Origin of the sequence: Synechococcus sp. BO 8801, from assembly GCF_002252675.1 — a bacterium.
Taxonomy (GTDB): Bacteria; Cyanobacteriota; Cyanobacteriia; order PCC-6307; family Cyanobiaceae; genus Cyanobium.
The window spans coordinates 259,475-276,735 of record NZ_NQKY01000002.1 but is presented as its reverse complement, the minus strand read 5'-3'; the positions used below and the strand labels follow the sequence as shown (position 1 = coordinate 276,735).

19 protein-coding genes are annotated in these 17,261 nt (G+C 63.4%); 7 read left to right on the top strand and 12 right to left on the bottom strand.

Translation table 11 applies throughout. The annotated features are described in order from the left end of the window. The first annotated feature begins 72 nt into the window (after positions 1–72). A complete protein-coding gene (locus tag CJZ86_RS02850) occupies positions 73–1,542 on the top strand; it encodes an MFS transporter (RefSeq protein ID WP_094584433.1) in 1,470 nt (489 codons plus the stop codon). On the opposite strand, the gene CJZ86_RS02845 is transcribed toward CJZ86_RS02850, so the two are convergent. Genes CJZ86_RS02845 through CJZ86_RS02825 form a run of 5 tightly spaced genes read right to left on the bottom strand, consistent with a single transcriptional unit; the run spans position 1,536 to position 5,714 of the window. Then, entirely contained in the window at positions 1,536–2,201 is a 666-nt protein-coding gene (locus CJZ86_RS02845) for a DUF429 domain-containing protein (protein WP_233133796.1), read from the bottom strand. The two genes, CJZ86_RS02850 and CJZ86_RS02845, sit on opposite strands and share 7 nt — an antisense overlap. Positions 2,202–2,235: 34 nt before the next feature. Then, positions 2,236–3,609: a flavin monoamine oxidase family protein gene (locus CJZ86_RS02840; RefSeq protein ID WP_094584431.1), complete on the bottom strand. Its 1,374-nt coding sequence runs from the start codon at positions 3,607–3,609 to the stop codon at positions 2,236–2,238. Positions 3,610–3,669: 60 nt separating this feature from the next. Continuing rightward, entirely contained in the window at positions 3,670–4,290 is a 621-nt protein-coding gene (locus CJZ86_RS02835) for a GNAT family N-acetyltransferase (RefSeq protein ID WP_094584430.1), read from the bottom strand. Between the two features lie 27 nt (positions 4,291–4,317). Further along, the gene (locus tag CJZ86_RS02830; protein WP_094584429.1) at positions 4,318–4,806 is read right to left on the bottom strand and encodes a DUF2721 domain-containing protein; all 489 of its coding nucleotides are present in this window, start codon (positions 4,804–4,806) and stop codon (positions 4,318–4,320) included. After that, positions 4,803–5,714, bottom strand: coding sequence for a sterol desaturase family protein (locus CJZ86_RS02825; protein WP_158219493.1), 912 nt, complete (start codon positions 5,712–5,714; stop codon positions 4,803–4,805). The genes CJZ86_RS02830 and CJZ86_RS02825 overlap by 4 nt, the downstream gene beginning before the upstream one ends. A 149-nt stretch (positions 5,715–5,863) precedes the next feature. Here CJZ86_RS02825 and CJZ86_RS02820 point away from each other — a divergent pair, with 149 nt between their 5' ends. Continuing rightward, a complete protein-coding gene (locus CJZ86_RS02820; RefSeq protein WP_094584427.1) occupies positions 5,864–6,517 on the top strand; it encodes a TetR/AcrR family transcriptional regulator in 654 nt (217 codons plus the stop codon). A gap of 83 nt (positions 6,518–6,600) precedes the next feature. On the opposite strand, the gene CJZ86_RS02815 is transcribed toward CJZ86_RS02820, so the two are convergent. Then, positions 6,601–7,203 carry a DUF3592 domain-containing protein gene (locus CJZ86_RS02815; RefSeq protein WP_094584426.1) on the bottom strand — a complete coding sequence of 201 codons (603 nt, stop codon included), beginning with the start codon at positions 7,201–7,203 and terminating at the stop codon, positions 6,601–6,603. Positions 7,204–7,323: 120 nt separating this feature from the next. Here CJZ86_RS02815 and CJZ86_RS02810 point away from each other — a divergent pair, with 120 nt between their 5' ends. Further along, positions 7,324–8,532, top strand: coding sequence for an alpha/beta hydrolase family protein (locus CJZ86_RS02810; protein WP_094584425.1), 1,209 nt, complete (start codon positions 7,324–7,326; stop codon positions 8,530–8,532). A gap of 340 nt (positions 8,533–8,872) precedes the next feature. On the opposite strand, the gene CJZ86_RS02805 is transcribed toward CJZ86_RS02810, so the two are convergent. The 5 genes from CJZ86_RS02805 to CJZ86_RS02790 form a co-directional block, all read right to left on the bottom strand. Then, positions 8,873–9,922 carry a tellurite resistance TerB family protein gene (locus CJZ86_RS02805; protein WP_094584424.1) on the bottom strand — a complete coding sequence of 350 codons (1,050 nt, stop codon included), beginning with the start codon at positions 9,920–9,922 and terminating at the stop codon, positions 8,873–8,875. 130 nt (positions 9,923–10,052) lie between these two features. After that, positions 10,053–11,273, bottom strand: a complete 1,221-nt coding sequence (locus CJZ86_RS16455) for a hypothetical protein (protein ID WP_143594020.1) — start codon at positions 11,271–11,273, stop codon at positions 10,053–10,055. Positions 11,274–11,712: 439 nt separating this feature from the next. Next, entirely contained in the window at positions 11,713–12,126 is a 414-nt protein-coding gene (locus CJZ86_RS02800) for a HEPN domain-containing protein (RefSeq protein ID WP_198960056.1), read from the bottom strand. A 187-nt stretch (positions 12,127–12,313) separates the two neighbouring features. Then, entirely contained in the window at positions 12,314–12,907 is a 594-nt protein-coding gene (gene dcd / locus CJZ86_RS02795) for a dCTP deaminase (RefSeq protein ID WP_094584423.1), read from the bottom strand. Positions 12,908–12,911: 4 nt separating this feature from the next. Then, complete coding sequence (locus tag CJZ86_RS02790) at positions 12,912–13,511, bottom strand: cob(I)yrinic acid a,c-diamide adenosyltransferase (RefSeq protein WP_094584422.1); 600 nt, start codon at positions 13,509–13,511, stop codon at positions 12,912–12,914. Between the two features lie 164 nt (positions 13,512–13,675). Between CJZ86_RS02790 and rph the strand changes: the two genes are divergently transcribed. The 4 genes from rph (at position 13,676) to CJZ86_RS02770 (ending at position 17,015) form a co-directional block, all read left to right on the top strand. Further along, positions 13,676–14,428, top strand: coding sequence for a ribonuclease PH (gene rph / locus CJZ86_RS02785; RefSeq protein WP_094584421.1), 753 nt, complete (start codon positions 13,676–13,678; stop codon positions 14,426–14,428). Positions 14,429–14,570: 142 nt separating this feature from the next. Then, positions 14,571–15,236, top strand: coding sequence for a global nitrogen regulator NtcA (gene ntcA / locus CJZ86_RS02780; protein WP_416233167.1), 666 nt, complete (start codon positions 14,571–14,573; stop codon positions 15,234–15,236). Positions 15,237–15,322: 86 nt separating this feature from the next. Beyond that, a complete protein-coding gene (locus CJZ86_RS02775) occupies positions 15,323–16,576 on the top strand; it encodes a DUF3084 family protein (protein WP_094584419.1) in 1,254 nt (417 codons plus the stop codon). 16 nt (positions 16,577–16,592) lie between these two features. Continuing rightward, complete coding sequence (locus CJZ86_RS02770) at positions 16,593–17,015, top strand: RuvC family protein (RefSeq protein WP_094584418.1); 423 nt, start codon at positions 16,593–16,595, stop codon at positions 17,013–17,015. Here the strand turns inward: CJZ86_RS02770 and CJZ86_RS02765 are convergent. After that, positions 16,993–17,250 carry a DUF3146 family protein gene (locus CJZ86_RS02765; RefSeq protein WP_015109626.1) on the bottom strand — a complete coding sequence of 86 codons (258 nt, stop codon included), beginning with the start codon at positions 17,248–17,250 and terminating at the stop codon, positions 16,993–16,995. The two genes, CJZ86_RS02770 and CJZ86_RS02765, sit on opposite strands and share 23 nt — an antisense overlap. Positions 17,251–17,261: the final 11 nt, after the last annotated feature.

The following is a 17,261-nucleotide window of genomic DNA, read 5'->3' as shown; positions in this document are numbered from 1 at the left end:
TGGCAACCCACGCACCGGCGACGTCCCCTAGCTTTCTGCACCTGAGACTTCAACATCAGGGCAGCACCGGCCATGGACCAGGTCAACGCAGCCGTCCAGCGGCCGGGGAATGCACCGCCGGCCAATCCCGACCGCTGGTGGACCCTGGCCGCCGTGGAATGCGGCAACTTCGTTGTCTACATGGACGGGTTCATCGTCACCCTCGCCCTGCCGGCGATGGCGCGACAGTTCGGCGTCGGGCTGCCGGTTCTCAAGTGGGTGATCGTCGCCTACCTGCTCACCGTGACGGTCACCCTGCTGCCGGCCGGGCGCCTGGCCGACATCTGGGGACGCCGGCGCATCGTCGTCCTCGGCATGGGCGTTCTTGTCGTCACGTCGGTCCTGTGCGCGCTGGCGCCGACGGTGGAGATCCTGATCGGCTTCCGCGTGCTCCAGGGCGTGGGCGGCGGCCTGGTGCTGGCCAACGTGATGGCCGAGATCACCGCCGTCTTCCCGAAGCAGGAGCGGCGCAAGGCCATGGCGGTGAACGCCTCGATCCTGGCGCTGGCCCAGGTCACGGGGCTGGTGCTCGGCGGCCTGCTGATCGGCCAGTTCGGCTGGCGCTCCCTGTTTCTGGTGATCCTGGCGGTGAGCCTGGCCGGACTGATCCTCAGCCTCCGGATCCTCAAGGCCCGCCCCCGCAGCCAGGACCGCAGCGCCATGGACTGGACGGGGGCCGTGCTGGCGGTGGTGGCCACCAGCGCGCCCTTCCTGGTGATCGAGCAGCTCTCCCAGCAGGGCCTGAGCCCGGCCAGCCTGGCGATCCTGTTGGGCGGCGCGGCGGCCCTGGCCCTGTTCGTGGCGGTGGAGCAGCGCCTGGCGAAACCGCTGCTGACCCTCAGCCTGTTCCGCTCGCGGGCCTTCACCTTCGGCTCGGTGGCCGCCGCCTTCTACTTCGTGGCCGCGGTGGCCTGCTACTTCCTGCTGCCTTTGTACGCCCAGCTGGTGCTGGGCCGCACACCGGTGATGTCGGGGGTGCTGATCGTGCCGCTCTCGCTGGTGCTCACCGCCACGAGCCTGACGGTGAGCAGCCTGGGGGATCGGACCGGGGCGCGGACCCTGAGCACCGCCGGCATGCTCTGCGTCAGTTCGGGCCTGGTGGGCCTGTCCTGGCTGGGTCCGGACGCTGCCGACGCCAGCATCATCGGGCCGCTGGTGCTGCTGGGCATGGGCGGCGGCCTGTTCCATCCCCCCAACAACAGCGCCACGCTCAACACCGTGCCGCCGCAGCACCTCAGCGTGGCCAATGGGTTCCTGTCGACAGCGCGCAACTTCGGCCAGGCGATCGGCACGGCGCTGGCGGCCTCCCTGCTCGCCCACGGCCTTGGCGCCGCCGGTGCCGACGCCGCCCTGGCCGGGGAGGTGGGAGCGCGGCTGGGCGGGTCCCAGCTGGAGGCCTTTCTTGGCGCCCAGCAGTTGGCCTTCCGTCTGGCGGCCGCCCTCGGCCTGGTGGGAGCGCTGATCTCCGTTTGCCGCGGGGCCGAGGCCCCGGCGGCTCAGTGAGGCACCACGATCCAGCCGGTCTCCGGTTCGCCGTAGTGCACGCAGGCGCCACCGACGGCGGCATGGTGGGCCGTGAGGGCGCAGAGGGCGGCATCGATCCAGTCGATGCTGGTGAGGGGTGCCAGGTCGATGCCCGCCTGCTGCAGCACCGCCCGGCGCTGCGCACGCTTCTGGGAGGCCTGGGCCTGGCCGCCGCGCAGGTGCCAGGTGATGGCGTGGGGGAAGGTTTCAAAACAGCCCGGCCCGTTGATGGGCAGGCGAGCGACCAGGGGATGGGACGCCGCCAGGGCCTGATACAGCGCCTCCCCCTGCAGCATCCAGTTGTAGTAGCCGTTGGGGTGGGCCACGGCGGCCTGGCGGGTGGGGGAGGCGAAGCAGATGATCCCCTGCTGCCTCAGCTCCCGTTCGCAGGGTCGGGCGCGGCCGTCGCTGCTCCAGCGGCAGGGGGCGTCGATGGCGATCACGCTCGCCTGGACCACGGAGCGGCACCAGTGGGCGAGGTCCTGCACATCGCTCGTGGCCAACTGGGCGGCGTAGGCGCCGCCGCTGAGGGCCACGGCATGGAAGCCCTTGCGGGGGCCGCCGACATCGATGCCAACGGCCGTGCATGGGGGGCCACTGGTGGCGGGTGGGGCGAGAAAGGCTTGGGGTCCGGTCACAACGCGAGAGATGGGCGGCGGGGAATCATCCGTTTCATGGCGACGCTGCCAGCACGGCATTCGCTGCTGCTTCGCCCGCCGCGCAGGCCCCTTCCATGTAGCCCCTCCAGGCGCGGGCCAGATGGGTGCCAGCCCAGAAGATCCGGCCGCAGGGTTGCCAGAGGCGATCACCGATCGTCGTGAGGGTCCCGGTCGTCATGTAGGAGCAGGCGCCGCCCTGCGACCAAGGTTCGTTGACCCACTCCTGGACCACCATCTCGACGGGATGGCGTCCTTGCTCGCCCAGGGCAAAGGCCACCTGATCGAGAATGATTCGGTCGCGTTCTTCCACGCTCAAGTCCTCAAGCCGAAGCGACGGCTCACCGCCAAACAGAATCGAGATGGCCCCATGCCTGGCGTCGCCATCGCCAAGGTCAAAGATGCCCGTCATGCCGTTATCGAGGCTCGTGGCGATACCCGACAGCCCTTGCTCACGCCAGAACGGTGTTTCGTAGGCAAGGATGGCCTTGGTGTAGCGACCGATGGGGCAGCGTTGGTGAAAGGCGCGCCGATAAGCGGGTAGGGGTGGCTCAAACTCCAACCGATTGATCATCACCGGCGGCAGTGCACAGATCAACCGCTTGCCCTGCCAGGTGGAATCGTGGCACTCCACGACGACACCTTGATCGTTCTGAATGATCCGGCGCACAGGAGATCGGAGGGAAACAACCCCGTTGACGCTGGCGGCCAGCCCCTCGGAGATCAACTGGCTGCCCATCATGTGGGCGGCCTGTCCACCGGTGAGGGTATCCCCCATGAAGATGATGTCCCCGCACGTTTTCAACAGATGCAGGGTTTCGAGGAAAGAGACTTCCGCTGGCATCACCCCGAAGTAAGCATTCGTGCTCATCGCCAGGAGCTCGCGCGTGGCCGGTGTCTCCACGTTCTGCTGAAGCCAGGTGGCAAAGGTGATGGCATCAAAGCCCTTGGCCATCGGGTGGTCCCAGGGCGCGTCAAGGTCGATGCCAGAGAGGGCCTCCTCCAGCCTGGCAATGGCGGCCTGGAGTTCAGGCAGGGCCGCATCTCGACCAGGAAAGCTGCCGACCTCTCCGGCATGGGCTGTCGTTCCGTCAACCGCCACCTCTTGCCCGGTCTTGAACTGGCGAATCAGTGGCACAGAGAATTCGCGCACAAGTTCATGCATGCGCGTGTGGTTGTCGGCGAGCCAGGCACCGCCCAGGTCGATGTGTTCGCCGAGGTATTCGCTGTATGGGGAGCAGGTGAGCCCACCGACCCGATCGCGTGCCTCCAGGACGGCGACCCGCTGCCCGGCCTTTGACAGCACACGGGCTGCGTAGAGCCCCGAAAGGCCTGCTCCAACGATGATCGTGTCGAAGATCGGCTGATCTGACGTTGCTTGTGTTGCCATGGTGGATGCGCGTCGTGTGATTGATGAAGGGATGGTGTCGGGACGTGTGTGATCGCAGGGTCAGGAGGCGCTTCGCAGCATTCCCCAGTTCTTCAGGCCCGTGATTCCAGGAACCGAGTCTTCGATGGCGACGTTGAAGCCAAAGCGCCGATACAGGTCCAGGTTGCGCTCGCTTTGGGTCTCCAGGTAGACAGGCATGGACTCCTGCTCGGCACGTTCAAGCAGGTGATTCATGAGGATCTTGCCAACACCCTTGCCTTGCGCCTGAGGATGCACACCAAGCATCAGAAGGTAGTAGTGATGCGTAGGCGCAGATTGCTTGTGCATGGTGTCCATGTGCTCCATGAAGCCCAGGACCCTTGCCAGGGTGGTGAGGCCCAACCGAAAGGGTGCCAGCAGCAAGCCGCTGCGGGCCATGGTTAGGAGGCTGATGTTGGTATTCCCAGGGGGGAGCCAGAGAGCGACACCTTGACGGGTACTGGTGGTGTACACCTCCCCGGAATGGAGCGCATAGGCGCAGGCACAACGCACGAACTCCCTGGTCTGGCATTCGCGTCGAGCGCCTGTGAAGAGGTGGCTCATGGGCGGTTCGTTGAGGAAGGCTGCGCCCAGCAGGGCGGTTGCCCAGTCAAGGTCTGCACCGGTGAGCCTTACAACGCTGGATGTCTGTTGCATCGTCATGGTGGTGATGGGTCGTTGCGCTGCCGCTTACTGGTCTGGCCTCAGGGACATGGCCCATCGGACTTCCGCCCGTACGGCGCGATGGGAGACCGACACCTCCGACATGGCAAGGATGATGGCGGTCAGGAGGGCCAGCGATCCAAGCAGGAACATCGCCATCGCCAGGAAGGAGAAGAAGAGGGGGTACAGATTGATCGACAAACCAATCGCCATCATGCTGAGCAGGAACAGGACGATCGAGACGTAAAGCACCAGGCTCGCCTTCTGGAGAGAGGAATAGCGATCCGCCAGCTGAATCAGTTGCTTGTCGATCAGGCTCAGGCCATCGCGATACGCATGATCCTGGGGGTCGTACCTGTTGAGGATGTCAATGCGCTCCCTCGTCATGCCGCGGAGGCGATCACTGATCTTCAGGTAGCGCCCCAGGGTCAGGTTCAGAAAGACGATGCAGCTTGACAGCATCACGGACGGAGCAATGACGAGTTGAATGGCCTGGGCAACACTGTTGGCGTTCATGCGGCAGTCTCCGGGATGGAGGCAGAAGTGGCTGGCGCGGTGAGTTGCAGCTGGACGTCCGGGGTCGCGCTCTCATCAGCGGCCTGCCGGTGCTGGCGGATCCGCTCGTAGACAGACTGCAACTTCTGCGGATAATCCTTGAATTCCGTGCCCATCCACACATCCCAGAATCGGAAGTAAAGGGTGTAGTTCCCGTTCACATGGGAGTGGTGCATGTTGTGGTGCGTGGAGGGGGTCTTCCACTTCAACAACCAGTGGCCGCTCCAGCTCTCGGGAATGATTTCATAGCCCAGGTGTCCGATCACATTCATGATCAGCGACAGCACCTGATAGACAATCAGCGCCGACCAGTGCACCGGGAAGAGAAAAGGAAAGATGATGTTGGGGATCCCTTCCACAACGGCTTCAACCAGGCTGAACGAGTACGCCGTGAAGGGGCTGGTGTCGATGCTTTCGTGATGGACCCTGTGGCTCCAGCGGTACAAGGGCTTCCAATGCATCAGCCGGTGGGCCCAGTAGAAGAACGTGTCCTGAATCACAATCATCAGGACAACACTGGCCGCCAGGTAGGCGAGGCCATAGTCGCCAATGTGCTGATAGATCGTTGTGAAGCCCGACCGATCGGCCAGAAAGATTCCCACGTCGATGAGCGTGAAGATCGCCACGCTCGACAGAGACTGGCGAATCTCCCTGGTCCATTGGGCGGACGTGCTGCGCTGCTTGGGCTGGATCCGCCGCGGCTGCACCGCCTGCCGGCGCCAGACCCAGAAGACAAAGAAGAAGGGAACGGTGATCAGGGCGTAGATGGCCGCAGCCGGCAGGGCGCTGTCGAACAGCGCAAAGTCGCCGAGGGAGAGGAGGTCCGAGAGCCACGGGGCGCGCTCAAGGCCGAGCAGGAGGTCTTGCATGGGGGAGGGTGCCGCAGGGGCGTGGAGGATGTGAGCTTTGCTCATGCCGCAGACCGTACGAGCTTTGCTCACATCTGTCAACCAGGCGGGCCCTGCCGCGTCGGGCGGGGGTGTAGGACTCCCGTACTGCTCTGTTCGAAGGGGAGCCCATGGCCAGCCGCCCGACCCGGGTCAGTGGCATCCGCAGAAAGCCGCAACAGGCGAGTAGCCAGGAGCGCGTCAACCACATCCTTGACGTGGCCGAGGAGCTTTTCGTGGCCCAGGGCTTCGGTGCCACCTCCACCAACGAAATCGCCAAAAAGGCCCAGGTGCCGATCGGTTCGCTGTATCAGTTCTTTTCCGACAAGAAGGCGATCGTTCTCCTGCTGATGGAGCGGTACAACCGTCTGCTCCACGAGCGGCTTGCCCTGGCCGACAACGCCGAACTGATGCAGCTGTCCTTACCGGAGTACGTCAGCCGGCTGATTGACATCACGTCCCGCTTCTTCGACGACCATCCCGGGTATCACGCGATCTTCATGGAAACCCAGGGCTCGGTACCGGAACTCCGCGAGACCGAAGACGCCGCCGATGCTCAGCTCATCGTTGACCTCGCCGCCTCACTCGCCGGGCGCGGCATCGGCGACGGCAAGAACCAGGAGTCCAGCCCATCCACGACAGATCTGGAGCTGATGGCCCTTGTGCTGGTCAAGGCCATCACACCGCTGATCTGGCTGTCCCGCCTGCAAGAGCCCGAGAAGCGACTCCGAATGGTTGCCGAGATCAAGCGGCTTGCCCTGGGCTATCTGAGCCTCTCGGCCTGAGGATCGCAGGGGAGCCTCCCCCACGAAGAGAGACCCATATCATTGGCGTCGGCAGCCAGATGCCGCCTGCTGGGGAACGCCAACTAACGCCCGAGGGAATGGACAGCCACCCAGATCCAACCGCCCCCAAGAAGAGTGACCAGAAAGGCGCTGTAGAGCAGATTGAACCTCAATAGGCCAGCAGAGATCCCCGGCTTCAGCGTCGCCATGGCGGGCTTGCCTGGCATGTAATGCACGAGTACATCCTGGCCCACGACGAACTCAGCCGCCACCTTCTCTGCTTTGCTGCGGACTGTATTGAACCTGAATCCAAAACTGATTCGTCTGCACTTGTGCTTGGCTTGATCGACGCAGTACTCGCACACAACCCATGGTCGATAGGAAGCGTGCACGGCACTTCCATCGCCACCACTGAGGATAAACACCGTGCCTGAATAGGTGATCGTTCCAGTCACCGTTGGCCAGCTTCTGCTTTCCTCCCCCCACCTCCAGGCCAGAAATGCTGGGTACAAAATAAACAGAGCGGCGATAACGGAGCCCGCCACAAGCATGAGTTGGATGGCTCCAAGAGACGTGGAGTTCATGAGCTTCTGACTGGGTCGATCAAAGCGCCAGATTAACGCTAACGTCAACGGCGGTGTCCACCTGACGATGCAGACACTGCCGATGCCGAACGGATCACGCATGGGCAGGAAGACCCGTCGCCTCAGCGCTCAGGCCCGCCGTGCGCATGAGAACGCCGAAGCCCTCGGTGATGATGCAGAGCGTATTGGGTCGTCTTCGCGCAGCCGCCGGAGATCGTCGCGATGGGGCTCTTCTTTCAAGACACGCTGTTTGAGCGGTTTGCCGTCCGCGCCCTCTCGCACGCGCTCTATGGGGGTGCTGATTTCGGCGAGTGCTTCGTCACGGCTGCGCAGATCACGCCCGCCGATCCGGACAGCTGGTATCGGGCCTGGACAGCCACCGCCGACCGTGTGTTTCAGATCGCCGAATCCTGTGCGGCGGCCGGCTGCTCGGTGAGCGCTCGCGAGGCCTACCTGCGGGCCAGCAACTACTACCGCACGTCCTACCTGCCGCTCTTCGGCGTGCCTGTGGACGTCCGGCTGGTGGAGGCCTTCGACCGGGAGGCCGAGGCGTTCGCCAGAGCCGCCGCCCGAATGTCGCCAGCGGTGGAGGCCGTGGAAATCCCCTACGAGGGCACGAGCCTGCCCGGCTACTTCCACCGTGCCGATGACTCGGGCCAGCCGCGCCCCTTGGTGATCGCCACCAACGGCTACGACGCCACCGTGCACGAGGCGCACTTTGCCCATGCCGTGGCCGCCGTGCGCCGCGGCTACCACTGCCTCACCTTCGACGGCCCCGGCCAGGGCCGCCCCCTCATCCACCAGGGCCTGGTGTTCCGCCCCGACTGGGAGAACGTGGTGCGCCCGGTTGTCGACTACGCGCACTCCCGCCCGGAGGTGGACCCGCAGCGGATGGCGCTGATCGGCTGGAGCTTCGGCGGCTATCTGGCGCCCCGTGCAGCCAGCGGGGAGCACCGGCTTGCGGCCTGCATCGCCGACCCCGGCCAGTGGGACCTTCTCGAAGCGTTGCGGGCGAACCTGCCGCTCCCGCCTGCCGTGCGCGAACGCCTGCCCGAAATCGCCCCCACCGATCTCGAAGCCCTGCAGGGCCAGATCCGCTCCAATCCATCCCTGCACTGGACCTTCCAGCGGGCCCTCTGGGTGCATGGCCTCGATTCCCTCGCCGATTACTTCAGGATCGCCGGCGACTACAGCCTCAGGGGGCGCGCGGAACAGATCCGCTGCCCCACGCTGGTGGCCTGGGCGGAAGGCGATCCGATCGCGCGCTTCGCGGAGCAGCTGCATGGCGCGCTGCGGTGTCCCCGGACCCTGGTGCGCTTCACCAAAGCCGAAGGCGCCGGCGGGCATTGCGAGGAGATGGCGCGTTCATTGTTCCATCAGCGTGCTTACGACTGGCTGGAGTCCGTGTTCACCAGCCCTCCGAGCCGATGAACGACCTGGCCCATGGCCGCGAATCTGCTATGCGTCTTGAGCTCTGGACTGATCCGCGCCTGGATCTCGGGCTTCCAGGGTGTGTGCCTGTCCTTTGAGCTTTTTTTGACGGCACACTTACCAAGTTGCCATTTCAACCCAAGCCACTGCCAGAAAGCCAATGATAGATACGTTTCGAGGGCTTTCGAGAGATTCTTTCCTGAATATCTGACCACAAGAATCAATCGGCTCGACAGCAGAACTAACGCTCATGACCACCTGCCGCCAATCGGCATCGCCAGATCTGATCCATGCTTGAATGGGGGCGGTTCAGGTGGATTGTGATGTTGTACCGCTTGACTTAGACTGTTTCGAGCAAGTCATTAACATCGGCTTCAGCCACTCCGAGGATTCCTCCAACTTTTCGGATGTAGATTCTTTCTGCTGGATGGATACTCCCGTCTCGCCTTGATAAGGCGACCATGTCGACCAGGATTCCCACCGAGTCACTTGGATTGGCGGCCAAACCTCCATAGTCGACATCAATTTGCTTGTAGTTAGCGAGAGCTTCAACGATTTTATCCTTCTCCACTGCTGGGATATCGCAGCTTGACATTATCTCGACAATAAAAGCCGATTCTTGGTCATGAGTCTTTCCATCAATAGCTGCAAGACAGACAAGTATCTTGATCCTCTGGACAACAGAAGATACATCGTTAGATGTTTCTGTATTTTGAGTAACTTCAGGAGACTCACCAGCCTTATCCTGATCACTTTCTGTTTGATCTACTGAGACGTCTTTGCTAAGAATTTCCACGGCTTTTCGGCCAACCTTCTTAGTCATATAGTGAACCCAAGCTGCCATCGCCGCAGCACCAAGAACTGGGACCCACTTGCTTAGCGCTGATTTTAGAGCTTGCTGGGTAACTTTACCTGCCAGCAAGGTCACAATTCGCTGGAAGACTCGGAGTGAAACCCGCTTTACAATTAACTTGCTCCCCTGCATAACAATCAAACTACCCGCACCAATTCCGAATGCATCTAGAAGAACGCCGGCGAGAAGTTCCTTTGTTAGAACGTCAGACTTGCCATAGGCCATTCCAACGTCGTATATCAACATTAGCTGGTTTCGGAAAATCAATGTGAGTTCAGGAACGATGCCTACAAGGCCCCAAGGCCCGGGCGCCAGATTAAATCCTCCGGAAATTGCTGCATTTGTAGCTGAGGATGAGTTGATAAGAGAACCTACTGATTCTGGAGTTGGGATCTTGTCAGGGTGTAGTGCATAATATCCTCTTCTATTGGATATAACAAGTTCGAAGAGGCCCATAAATCCGTCGGAAAGCTTCTGTTGAAATGCTTCACTCGCAGACTTTGTGTCGGTCGCTGAGGAAGGAGCTTTCTCGGCCATGGTTAATCAGTTACTTGAGTTCATTAAAACATACTCCAGCGAGACAGTACAACGCTCGCCATCACCAAGCCACACAGAACCAGGGATGTAGATGCATTCCCTTCGGTGGCGGCTCTGGTGCATGGCGGTGCTATGTGGAGGCTTGGAGCCGAAGGCGCAAACCTTGATTTAGCCTTTCCATGTCCGCACGAATTTCATTTGGGTCAACAGACAAATCAAGCACTCCAAGAAGATCTTCATGGGTGTTATACCTTTGTGCATTGCGAATAACGAACCAGAGCAGCCCTTCAACATAGATTTTTAGGATATAGATAAGACGCTCAATCTCGTCTGGCGTCGCCCCGGCGTGGGCAATCGTGTTTCTGTGATCTCGAATAAACTCAAGCAGGAGCCTGCCCTGCTTAGGTTTATGGTCCAAGAAGGTCACTCTTTTGATCAATCTGTTCGAATCACCCACGCCCTTTACTCCCGCAATCTCTTCAAGAGTACTCCATAGATTAAGCATCGTAGTCGTTGAGTCGTATGAGTCCAGAGCTCTAACATATCGAATCAGAAACCTTTCAATCTTCTCGCCAAAATGTGACTTGCTTATTTGATTTCGTACAAATCTCTCAAACTTCTTAAGATCCGGGTACTCGCTGCCAATGGGTTTGGGCTTAGTCTCCTTGGGCATATAAGAAGTCCACCAAACACCATCGAGGGCGAGCGTTCCAGCTTGTGTGTGCAGTGTATGAATGGGGCCAGGGAGAACTGCATTTACTGGCGTCCATCCTCCATCTGATATCCAAGTCTCCCTTATGCCAATCCGTCTATTGAAATATAGATTCCAGAAGCTTCTCAGCAGATCAAGGGAATGCAACGCCACCTCTGCAGCGCCCCAATGATCTCTTGCTTGGACGTGAACCTTGACGTACGAATAGCCACTTGGTGTCGCATCCTTAACGCGAACACTGCCACCATCGGGAAGACGAAATGAACGTGGCCGAGCTGGATAGAACGTAAACGTGGCCGTTGGAGCTGAGATTCGATTGATCTGTTGACTATACTTCAGCGATACCGACGAAAGCAGGACGTATGATGTCTTATTTATTTGAAGATAGGCTTGTTCTTCTTGCCGTAGTAGCCGTGCCAACTGGGTATCGCTTTGGGGTCCAGATCTCGCAATCCCCAGAATGCACTTTGTCATTGCAGCTTGTCTAGCCTCAGAGGGGATCTCATCATTGAACCGAAAGAGTCCACAGAGAATATCTAGGTAGACACTGAACAGATTGTGGTCTAGGTATGTGATGCCACTCTCTCCCGAGGATGAAAGTAATGAGCAAGCTTCTCTGACAAGCTCTTGGGAGCTCATGACTTTTGAATCGCGCCAGTCAGTTCGGGTCGACATCTTTCTCTGAGACTCTTCGGGCTAGGTTAAACTGGGTTTCTCATGGGCTCAGTAGATGCTTATGCGTCCTGAGGCTTCCATTGCTTTGCATTGTAAGCGCTTTGTCTCGTAATACTTTCATGATGCAAAGGCTGAAAGCCTATGGAAGTGACCGAGATGATGATGCAGAAGCCACGTGTCTCTCTGGGTTCCACCTAACGCTCCAGATCAGAAGCGGGCAGGGGCGAATCGGCATGATAGGCAACCGCCGCTCCCGTCTTCTGCATTAGGATGTTATACCTCAGTTCTCTTGGAGAGACCTTTCGGTACTGTCAACGAGATTCTTTATCAGACGAATAGCCTTTTCTAGGTCATCGCGCTTAACCAGATGTGGAGCGGGTGGCCCACCGTTCTGCGGCTTCGCTCAGTGTACAACATCGCCGCGCTTGGATAAGAGGCTATCCAAGGCTTTTCTCGAAGTGGCAGGATCGGAGTTGGCCCACTTCCAGCATGCGGTTACGTCAAAATCCAAGAAATCGATGAACAGTCGTTTAGTCTTATCAGCTGTCGGATTGTTCAGTCGCTTGAGTTCTTCGGCAAGTTTGCCGCTAACAAATTTGCAAACTGGGCTGCCACTGAGAACTTTCAACCGGGCTTCGACTGCCTCGTTCAGACGGTCTTCAACGTAGGTCTCCCATGCTGTAACCGCCATTATCAGCCCAGCACGCTTAAGAACCTCCGCCGATTCAGCATTGTTCTTCTGCGTTTGGTCAAACAGCTTTAGGAGGCTTTCTGAGTCCTCGATCGCTGTCGCGAATGTGCTAACTGCTTTCGACATGTCTTTTGTAGGTCTAACTCTTTATTGGACGGTTCCGATAACCACCCGCATACCGAGGCAGCAGCGGCATAAGCACTCGCCCCAGTCCAGGCAAGTCCGACAAAACCCTCGCGCCACAACCAATTGCCCATGCGCTCCGCCCCAACCAACCGATTTAGACAAACCCGATAACAAACTGTTCATCCCCTCAAACCTTCGCCAGCGTCACCCTTTCGGGCTGGTGCTGGTACTTGCCCTGGCGGTCGTTGTAGGTGGTGGCGCAGGGGTCGCCCTCGAAGAACAGCAGCTGGCAGATGCCTTCGCCGGCGTAGATGCGGCAGTCGGCGCCGGAGGAATTGCTGAACTCCAGCGTCAGGTGGCCCTCCCAGCCCGCTTCCGCCGGGGTGGTGTTCACGATGATTCCCAGCCGCGCATAGGTGCTCTTGCCCAGGCAGATCACCGTGATGTTCGACGGCACCTTCATCTTCTCCAGCGCCACCCCCAGTCCGTAGGAATGGGCCGGCAGGATGAAGTAGTCGCCGTCTTCGTCACTGTGCATCGGCGCCGGCTCAAGGTTCGCCGGGTTGAACCGCTTCGGGTTCATCACCGTGCCCGGCACGTGGCGGAAGATCAGGAACTCCTTCGGCGACAGCCGCAGGTCGTACCCGTACGACGAGCAGCCGAAACTCAGCACCGGGCCGGTGCGGCCCTCCGGATCCAGGTGGCGCACCAGCGTCGGCTGGAACGGCTCCAGCATTCCGGCCGCGGCCTGTTCGTTGATCCAGTGGTCGTTCTTGAGCATGGCGTCAGCCGCCGCGGCGCAACTGGGTGACCTGATCGGCCATCGCCATCAGGCTGGCCGGCATCGAGGGGCCCGTCAGGATGACATCCAGATGGGCCGGCCGCTGTTCAAGCGCCTCGATCACCGCCTCGGCGCTCAGATAGCCCAGGGCGATCGCCAGGCCCAGCTCATCGAGCACCAGCAGATCCAGGTCGCCCTTGAGCAGCCGCTCGCGGCTCACCTCCCACACCTCCGCCACCGCCTCAAGCGCTTCCTCGGCCGTGGCCCCCTCGGAGCCCTGGGAGCCCGGCGGCCCATCGAGGCAGTGGGGCGTGCCCGGGCGCAGCCACTCCAGCCGGCCGCACAGCGTCAGGCTGCCCGCCGGCCCCTGCTCCACGCCCCCCTTGAGGAACTGGCTCACCAGCACCCGGCTGCCCAGCCCGGCGCTGCGCAGGGCCTGGCTGAACACCGCCGCGAAGCTGCCCCGGAACGGCGCCGTGTGGATCTGCAGCAGCCCCTCCGGCTGGCTCACCAGCCTTAGCGGCGGCACCAGGGCCAGCGGCTCGGTGCGCGCCGGGGTGGCCGTACGCCGGGGGTGGCCGGGGTCGATGAGGCTGGCGGTCATGGACACCCCACGGAAGCGTTGGTGTGAAAGGTCCGGACGGATCGCCCCGGCCGCTCACCTCCCGAATGTAGCGGCCCTCGCCAGCCCGGCACACCATCGGTAGTGGCTGGGAACAGACGTACCACCGGCGCCACCTACGCTGGCCCGGCTCCGCCAAAGGCCGCGTGACCACTCCCGCCGACGCCCCCCGCAACGACGGCCGCGCCGCCGATGCCCTGCGCCCGGTGGCCGTCGACTGGGACCCGATGGGCTTCGCCCTCAGCTCGGTGCTCTTCGCCGCCGGCCGCACCCGGGTGCTCTGCAGCGTCTGCCTCGATACCGAGGTGCCCCGCTGGCGCAAGGGCTCCGGCAGCGGCTGGCTCAGCGCCGAATACCGCCTGCTGCCGGCCTCCACCCCCAGCCGCCAGGGCCGCGAGCTGATGAAGCTCTCCGGCCGCACCCAGGAGATCCAGCGCCTCATCGGCCGCAGCCTGCGGGCCGCCCTCGACCTGGAGGCCCTCGGCGAGCGCACCCTGCTGGTCGACTGCGACGTGCTCCAGGCCGACGCCGGCACCCGCACCGCCTCGATCACCGGCGCCTGGATCGCCCTGGCCGCCGCCCTGGAGCGCCTCCAGCACCAGGGCGTGCTGGCCGCCTCGCCCCTGCGCCAGCAGGTGTCGGCCGTGTCGGTGGGCCTGGTGGATGGCCGGGCCCTGCTGGATCTGGACTACTCCGAGGATTCCCGCGCCGAGGTTGACCTCAACGTGGTGATGGACGAGCAGGGCCGGCTGCTGGAGATCCAGGGCACCGCCGAGGGCGCCCCCTTTTCCCGCTCCCGCCTCGACGCCCTGCTGGATCTGGCCGAACCGGGCCTGCGGGACCTGCAGGAGGCCCAGCGCCAGGCCCTGGCCGTGGCGCCAGGCACCACGACCGGCTAAAGAGTGTCATTGGCTACATGGATCGGCCAGACCGATCCATAGGTTCATCACCAATCGCCACGCCTTGATGGTCGGCGCTACGCGTGGCTTCAGCCGCTACCCCAGCAGCCCTTCCAGCGGATCCCCCGGCTCCGTGACCCCCATGGGCGCCCCCGGCGCCCTGGCCACCACCCTGCTGGACGTGATCCGCGGCCTGGCCGGCAGCAGCGTCGAGACCATCGAGCGCGGCAAGACGATCTTCTTCCCCGGCGACCCGGCCGAGCGCGTCTACCTGCTGCGGCGCGGTGCCGTGCGTCTCTCGCGCGTCTACGAGTCGGGCGAGGAGATCACCGTGGCACTGCTGCGCGAGAACAGCCTCTTCGGGGTGCTCTCCCTGCTCACCGGCCAACGGTCCGACCGCTTCTATCACGCCATCGCCTTCACCCGGGTGGAGATGGTCACGGCTCCGGCCACCTCGGTGCGGCGCGCCATCGAGCAGGACGCCAGCGTCGGCCTGCTGCTGCTCCAGGGCCTCTCCTCCCGCATCCTCCAGACCGAGACCATGATCGAGACCCTCACCCACCGGGACATGTCCTCCCGGCTGGTGAGCTTCCTGCTCGTGCTCTGCCGCGACTTCGGCGTTCCCGGCGCCGAGGGGATCACCATCGACCTGCGCCTCTCCCACCAGGCCATCGCCGAGGCGATCGGCTCCACCCGCGTCACCATCACCCGCCTCCTTGGCGACCTGCGCAACGACGGCCTGGTCCAGATCGACCGCAAGAAGATCACCGTCTTCGACCCCATCGCCCTGGCCAAGCGGTTCAGCTGAGATTCAGCGGATCGGCTGGCCCCGGCCGGGTGCCGTGAGGCCACCGGCATGGATACTTGGTGGATCGCGGAACCGGGGCTCGGAAGGTGTCGGGTTGGCTGCTGATCCTCGCGCTCCTGGTGCTCGGCGGAGTGCTCTCCACCCTGGGGGACCGGCTCGGCAGCCGTGTGGGCAAGGCGCGCCTCAGCCTGTTCAACCTGCGGCCCCGCAAGACCGCCGTGGTGATCACGGTGCTCACCGGCAGCCTGATCAGTGCCGTGTCGCTGGGGCTGATGCTGCTGGTGAGCGAGCGCCTGCGGGTGGGGCTCTTCGAGCTCGACCAGATCCAGGACCGCCTGCGGGACAGCCGCGCCGCCCTGAAGCGCAACGAGGGGGAACTGACCCGCACCCGCGGCGAACTGGAGCGCAGTCGCCTCGATCTGATCACGGCCAAACGCCGCCGGGACCAGGCCCTGGCCAGCCAGCGCCGCGCCCGCGATCAGCTGGTGGCCGCCGAGCGCCGCGTCGACACCCTGCGCCGCGAGCTCCAGCCCCTGCAGGCCGAGCGCGCCCGGCTGGAGGCCGAGCGGGCCCGGCTCAGCCGGGAGGTGCAGGGCCGGGACGCCGAGATCCGCCGCACCGAGGCCGAACTGGCCAGCGTCCGCCAGCGCATCGCCGCCGGCGCCAAGGAACTCAAGGACCTGGAGACCAACGTCATCGCCCTGCGCCGCGGCGACGTGGTGATCGCCAGCGGCCAGCCCCTGGCCACCGCCAAGGTGCAGCTGCAGCGCCCCGACCAGGCCAAGCAGGTGATCGATGCCCTGCTGCAGGAGTCGAACCGGGCCGCCTTCCAGCTGCTGCTGCCCGGCCAGCCCCCCAACCGCCAGATCCTGCTGGTGCCCCGCAGCGACATCACCCGGCTGGAATCGCTGCTCGCCACCCCCGGCACCTGGGTGGTCAGCATCCGCTCGGCCGCCAACGTGCTGCGGGGCGAGGCCCAGGTGCTCGCCTTCCCCGACCTGCGCCCCAACCGCCAGGTGGTGGAGCAGGGGGAGGTCCTCTCCCGCACCTCCCTGGAGCCCGACGTGCGCGACCCCGAAGCGGTCCGCAGCCGCCTCAACCTGCTGCTGGCCGCCGCCTTCGCCAAGGTCCAGCGCCAGGGCACCCTGGCCAACGGCCTCCAGTTCGATGCCGCCAGCATCAACGCCCTGGCCCGCGACCTCAGCGAGCGCCCCGCCGGCGTCACCGCCAACCTCGAGGCCGTGGCCACCCAGAACGCCGACACCCCCGACCCGATCAGCGTGGAGCTGCGCTGGCCCCGCAAGGACGGAGCCGGAGCCACCCGGCCGGGGCGGCCATGACGGTGGCGGTGCCGCCATGACCACCGGCCCTTTGGCGGGCCTCGATCCCGGCCGCAGCAAGTGCGGCCTGGTGCTCACCGATCCCGCCTGCCGCGAGATCCGTGAAGCCCTGGTGCTGCCCCCGGAGGCGGCCTGGGAGCGGCTGGAGCAGTGGCACCGCCAGCAGGCCCTGGCGGCCGTGGTGATCGGCGACGGCACCGGCAGCGGCCCCTGGCGGCGGCGTCTGGAGCCCCTGCTGCCGGTGGAGCTGGTGGATGAGCGCGGCACCACCCTGGCGGCGCGGCGCCGCTACTGGGAGCTGTTCCCCGCCCGGGGCTGGCGGCGGCTCCTGCCCCTGGGCCTGCGCCAGCCCCCCCGCGACTACGACGACGTGGTGGCCCAGCTGCTGCTGGAGCGCCGGCTGGGGCGGGAGCTGCTCAGAACGACGCCCGCACCGTGAACACGTAGTCGCCGCCGGGTTCGAGCTGGTAGTCGGCCTTGAGCAGGAAGCGCAGCAGGGCGTCCTGGATCAGGGCGCGCCCCAGGGACGGCTCCACCTGCAGTTCGCCCCGGTCGAACGCCCAGCGGAAGCGCCACTGGAAGCCGCCGGCGCTGATCTCCCCCTCCAGCAGGCAGGGGCTGAAGCTCTGGCGCAGCACCCGCAGCTGCGCGGTGGTGGCGGGAAGGCGGCTCACGGGATGGTGTC

Bases quoted from the DNA above. Each gene is read 5' to 3' on its own strand.
- CJZ86_RS02790 (WP_094584422.1), bottom strand. From the start codon at position 13,511: ATGACCGCCAGCCTCATCGACCCCGGCCACCCCCGGCGTACGGCCACC.
- CJZ86_RS02800 (WP_198960056.1), bottom strand. From the start codon at position 12,126: ATGTCGAAAGCAGTTAGCACATTCGCGACAGCGATCGAGGACTCAGAA.
- CJZ86_RS02820 (WP_094584427.1), top strand. From the start codon at position 5,864: ATGGCCAGCCGCCCGACCCGGGTCAGTGGCATCCGCAGAAAGCCGCAA.
- CJZ86_RS02830 (WP_094584429.1), bottom strand. From the start codon at position 4,806: ATGAACGCCAACAGTGTTGCCCAGGCCATTCAACTCGTCATTGCTCCG.
- CJZ86_RS02850 (WP_094584433.1), top strand. From the start codon at position 73: ATGGACCAGGTCAACGCAGCCGTCCAGCGGCCGGGGAATGCACCGCCG.
- CJZ86_RS02840 (WP_094584431.1), bottom strand. From the start codon at position 3,609: ATGGCAACACAAGCAACGTCAGATCAGCCGATCTTCGACACGATCATC.
- CJZ86_RS02815 (WP_094584426.1), bottom strand. From the start codon at position 7,203: ATGCGTGATCCGTTCGGCATCGGCAGTGTCTGCATCGTCAGGTGGACA.
- CJZ86_RS02805 (WP_094584424.1), bottom strand. From the start codon at position 9,922: ATGGCCGAGAAAGCTCCTTCCTCAGCGACCGACACAAAGTCTGCGAGT.
- CJZ86_RS02810 (WP_094584425.1), top strand. From the start codon at position 7,324: ATGGGGCTCTTCTTTCAAGACACGCTGTTTGAGCGGTTTGCCGTCCGC.
- CJZ86_RS02770 (WP_094584418.1), top strand. From the start codon at position 16,593: ATGACCACCGGCCCTTTGGCGGGCCTCGATCCCGGCCGCAGCAAGTGC.
- CJZ86_RS02835 (WP_094584430.1), bottom strand. From the start codon at position 4,290: ATGACGATGCAACAGACATCCAGCGTTGTAAGGCTCACCGGTGCAGAC.
- CJZ86_RS02825 (WP_158219493.1), bottom strand. From the start codon at position 5,714: ATGCAAGACCTCCTGCTCGGCCTTGAGCGCGCCCCGTGGCTCTCGGAC.
- dcd (WP_094584423.1), bottom strand. From the start codon at position 12,907: ATGCTCAAGAACGACCACTGGATCAACGAACAGGCCGCGGCCGGAATG.
- ntcA (WP_416233167.1), top strand. From the start codon at position 14,571: ATGGGCGCCCCCGGCGCCCTGGCCACCACCCTGCTGGACGTGATCCGC.
- CJZ86_RS16455 (WP_143594020.1), bottom strand. From the start codon at position 11,273: ATGAGCTCCCAAGAGCTTGTCAGAGAAGCTTGCTCATTACTTTCATCC.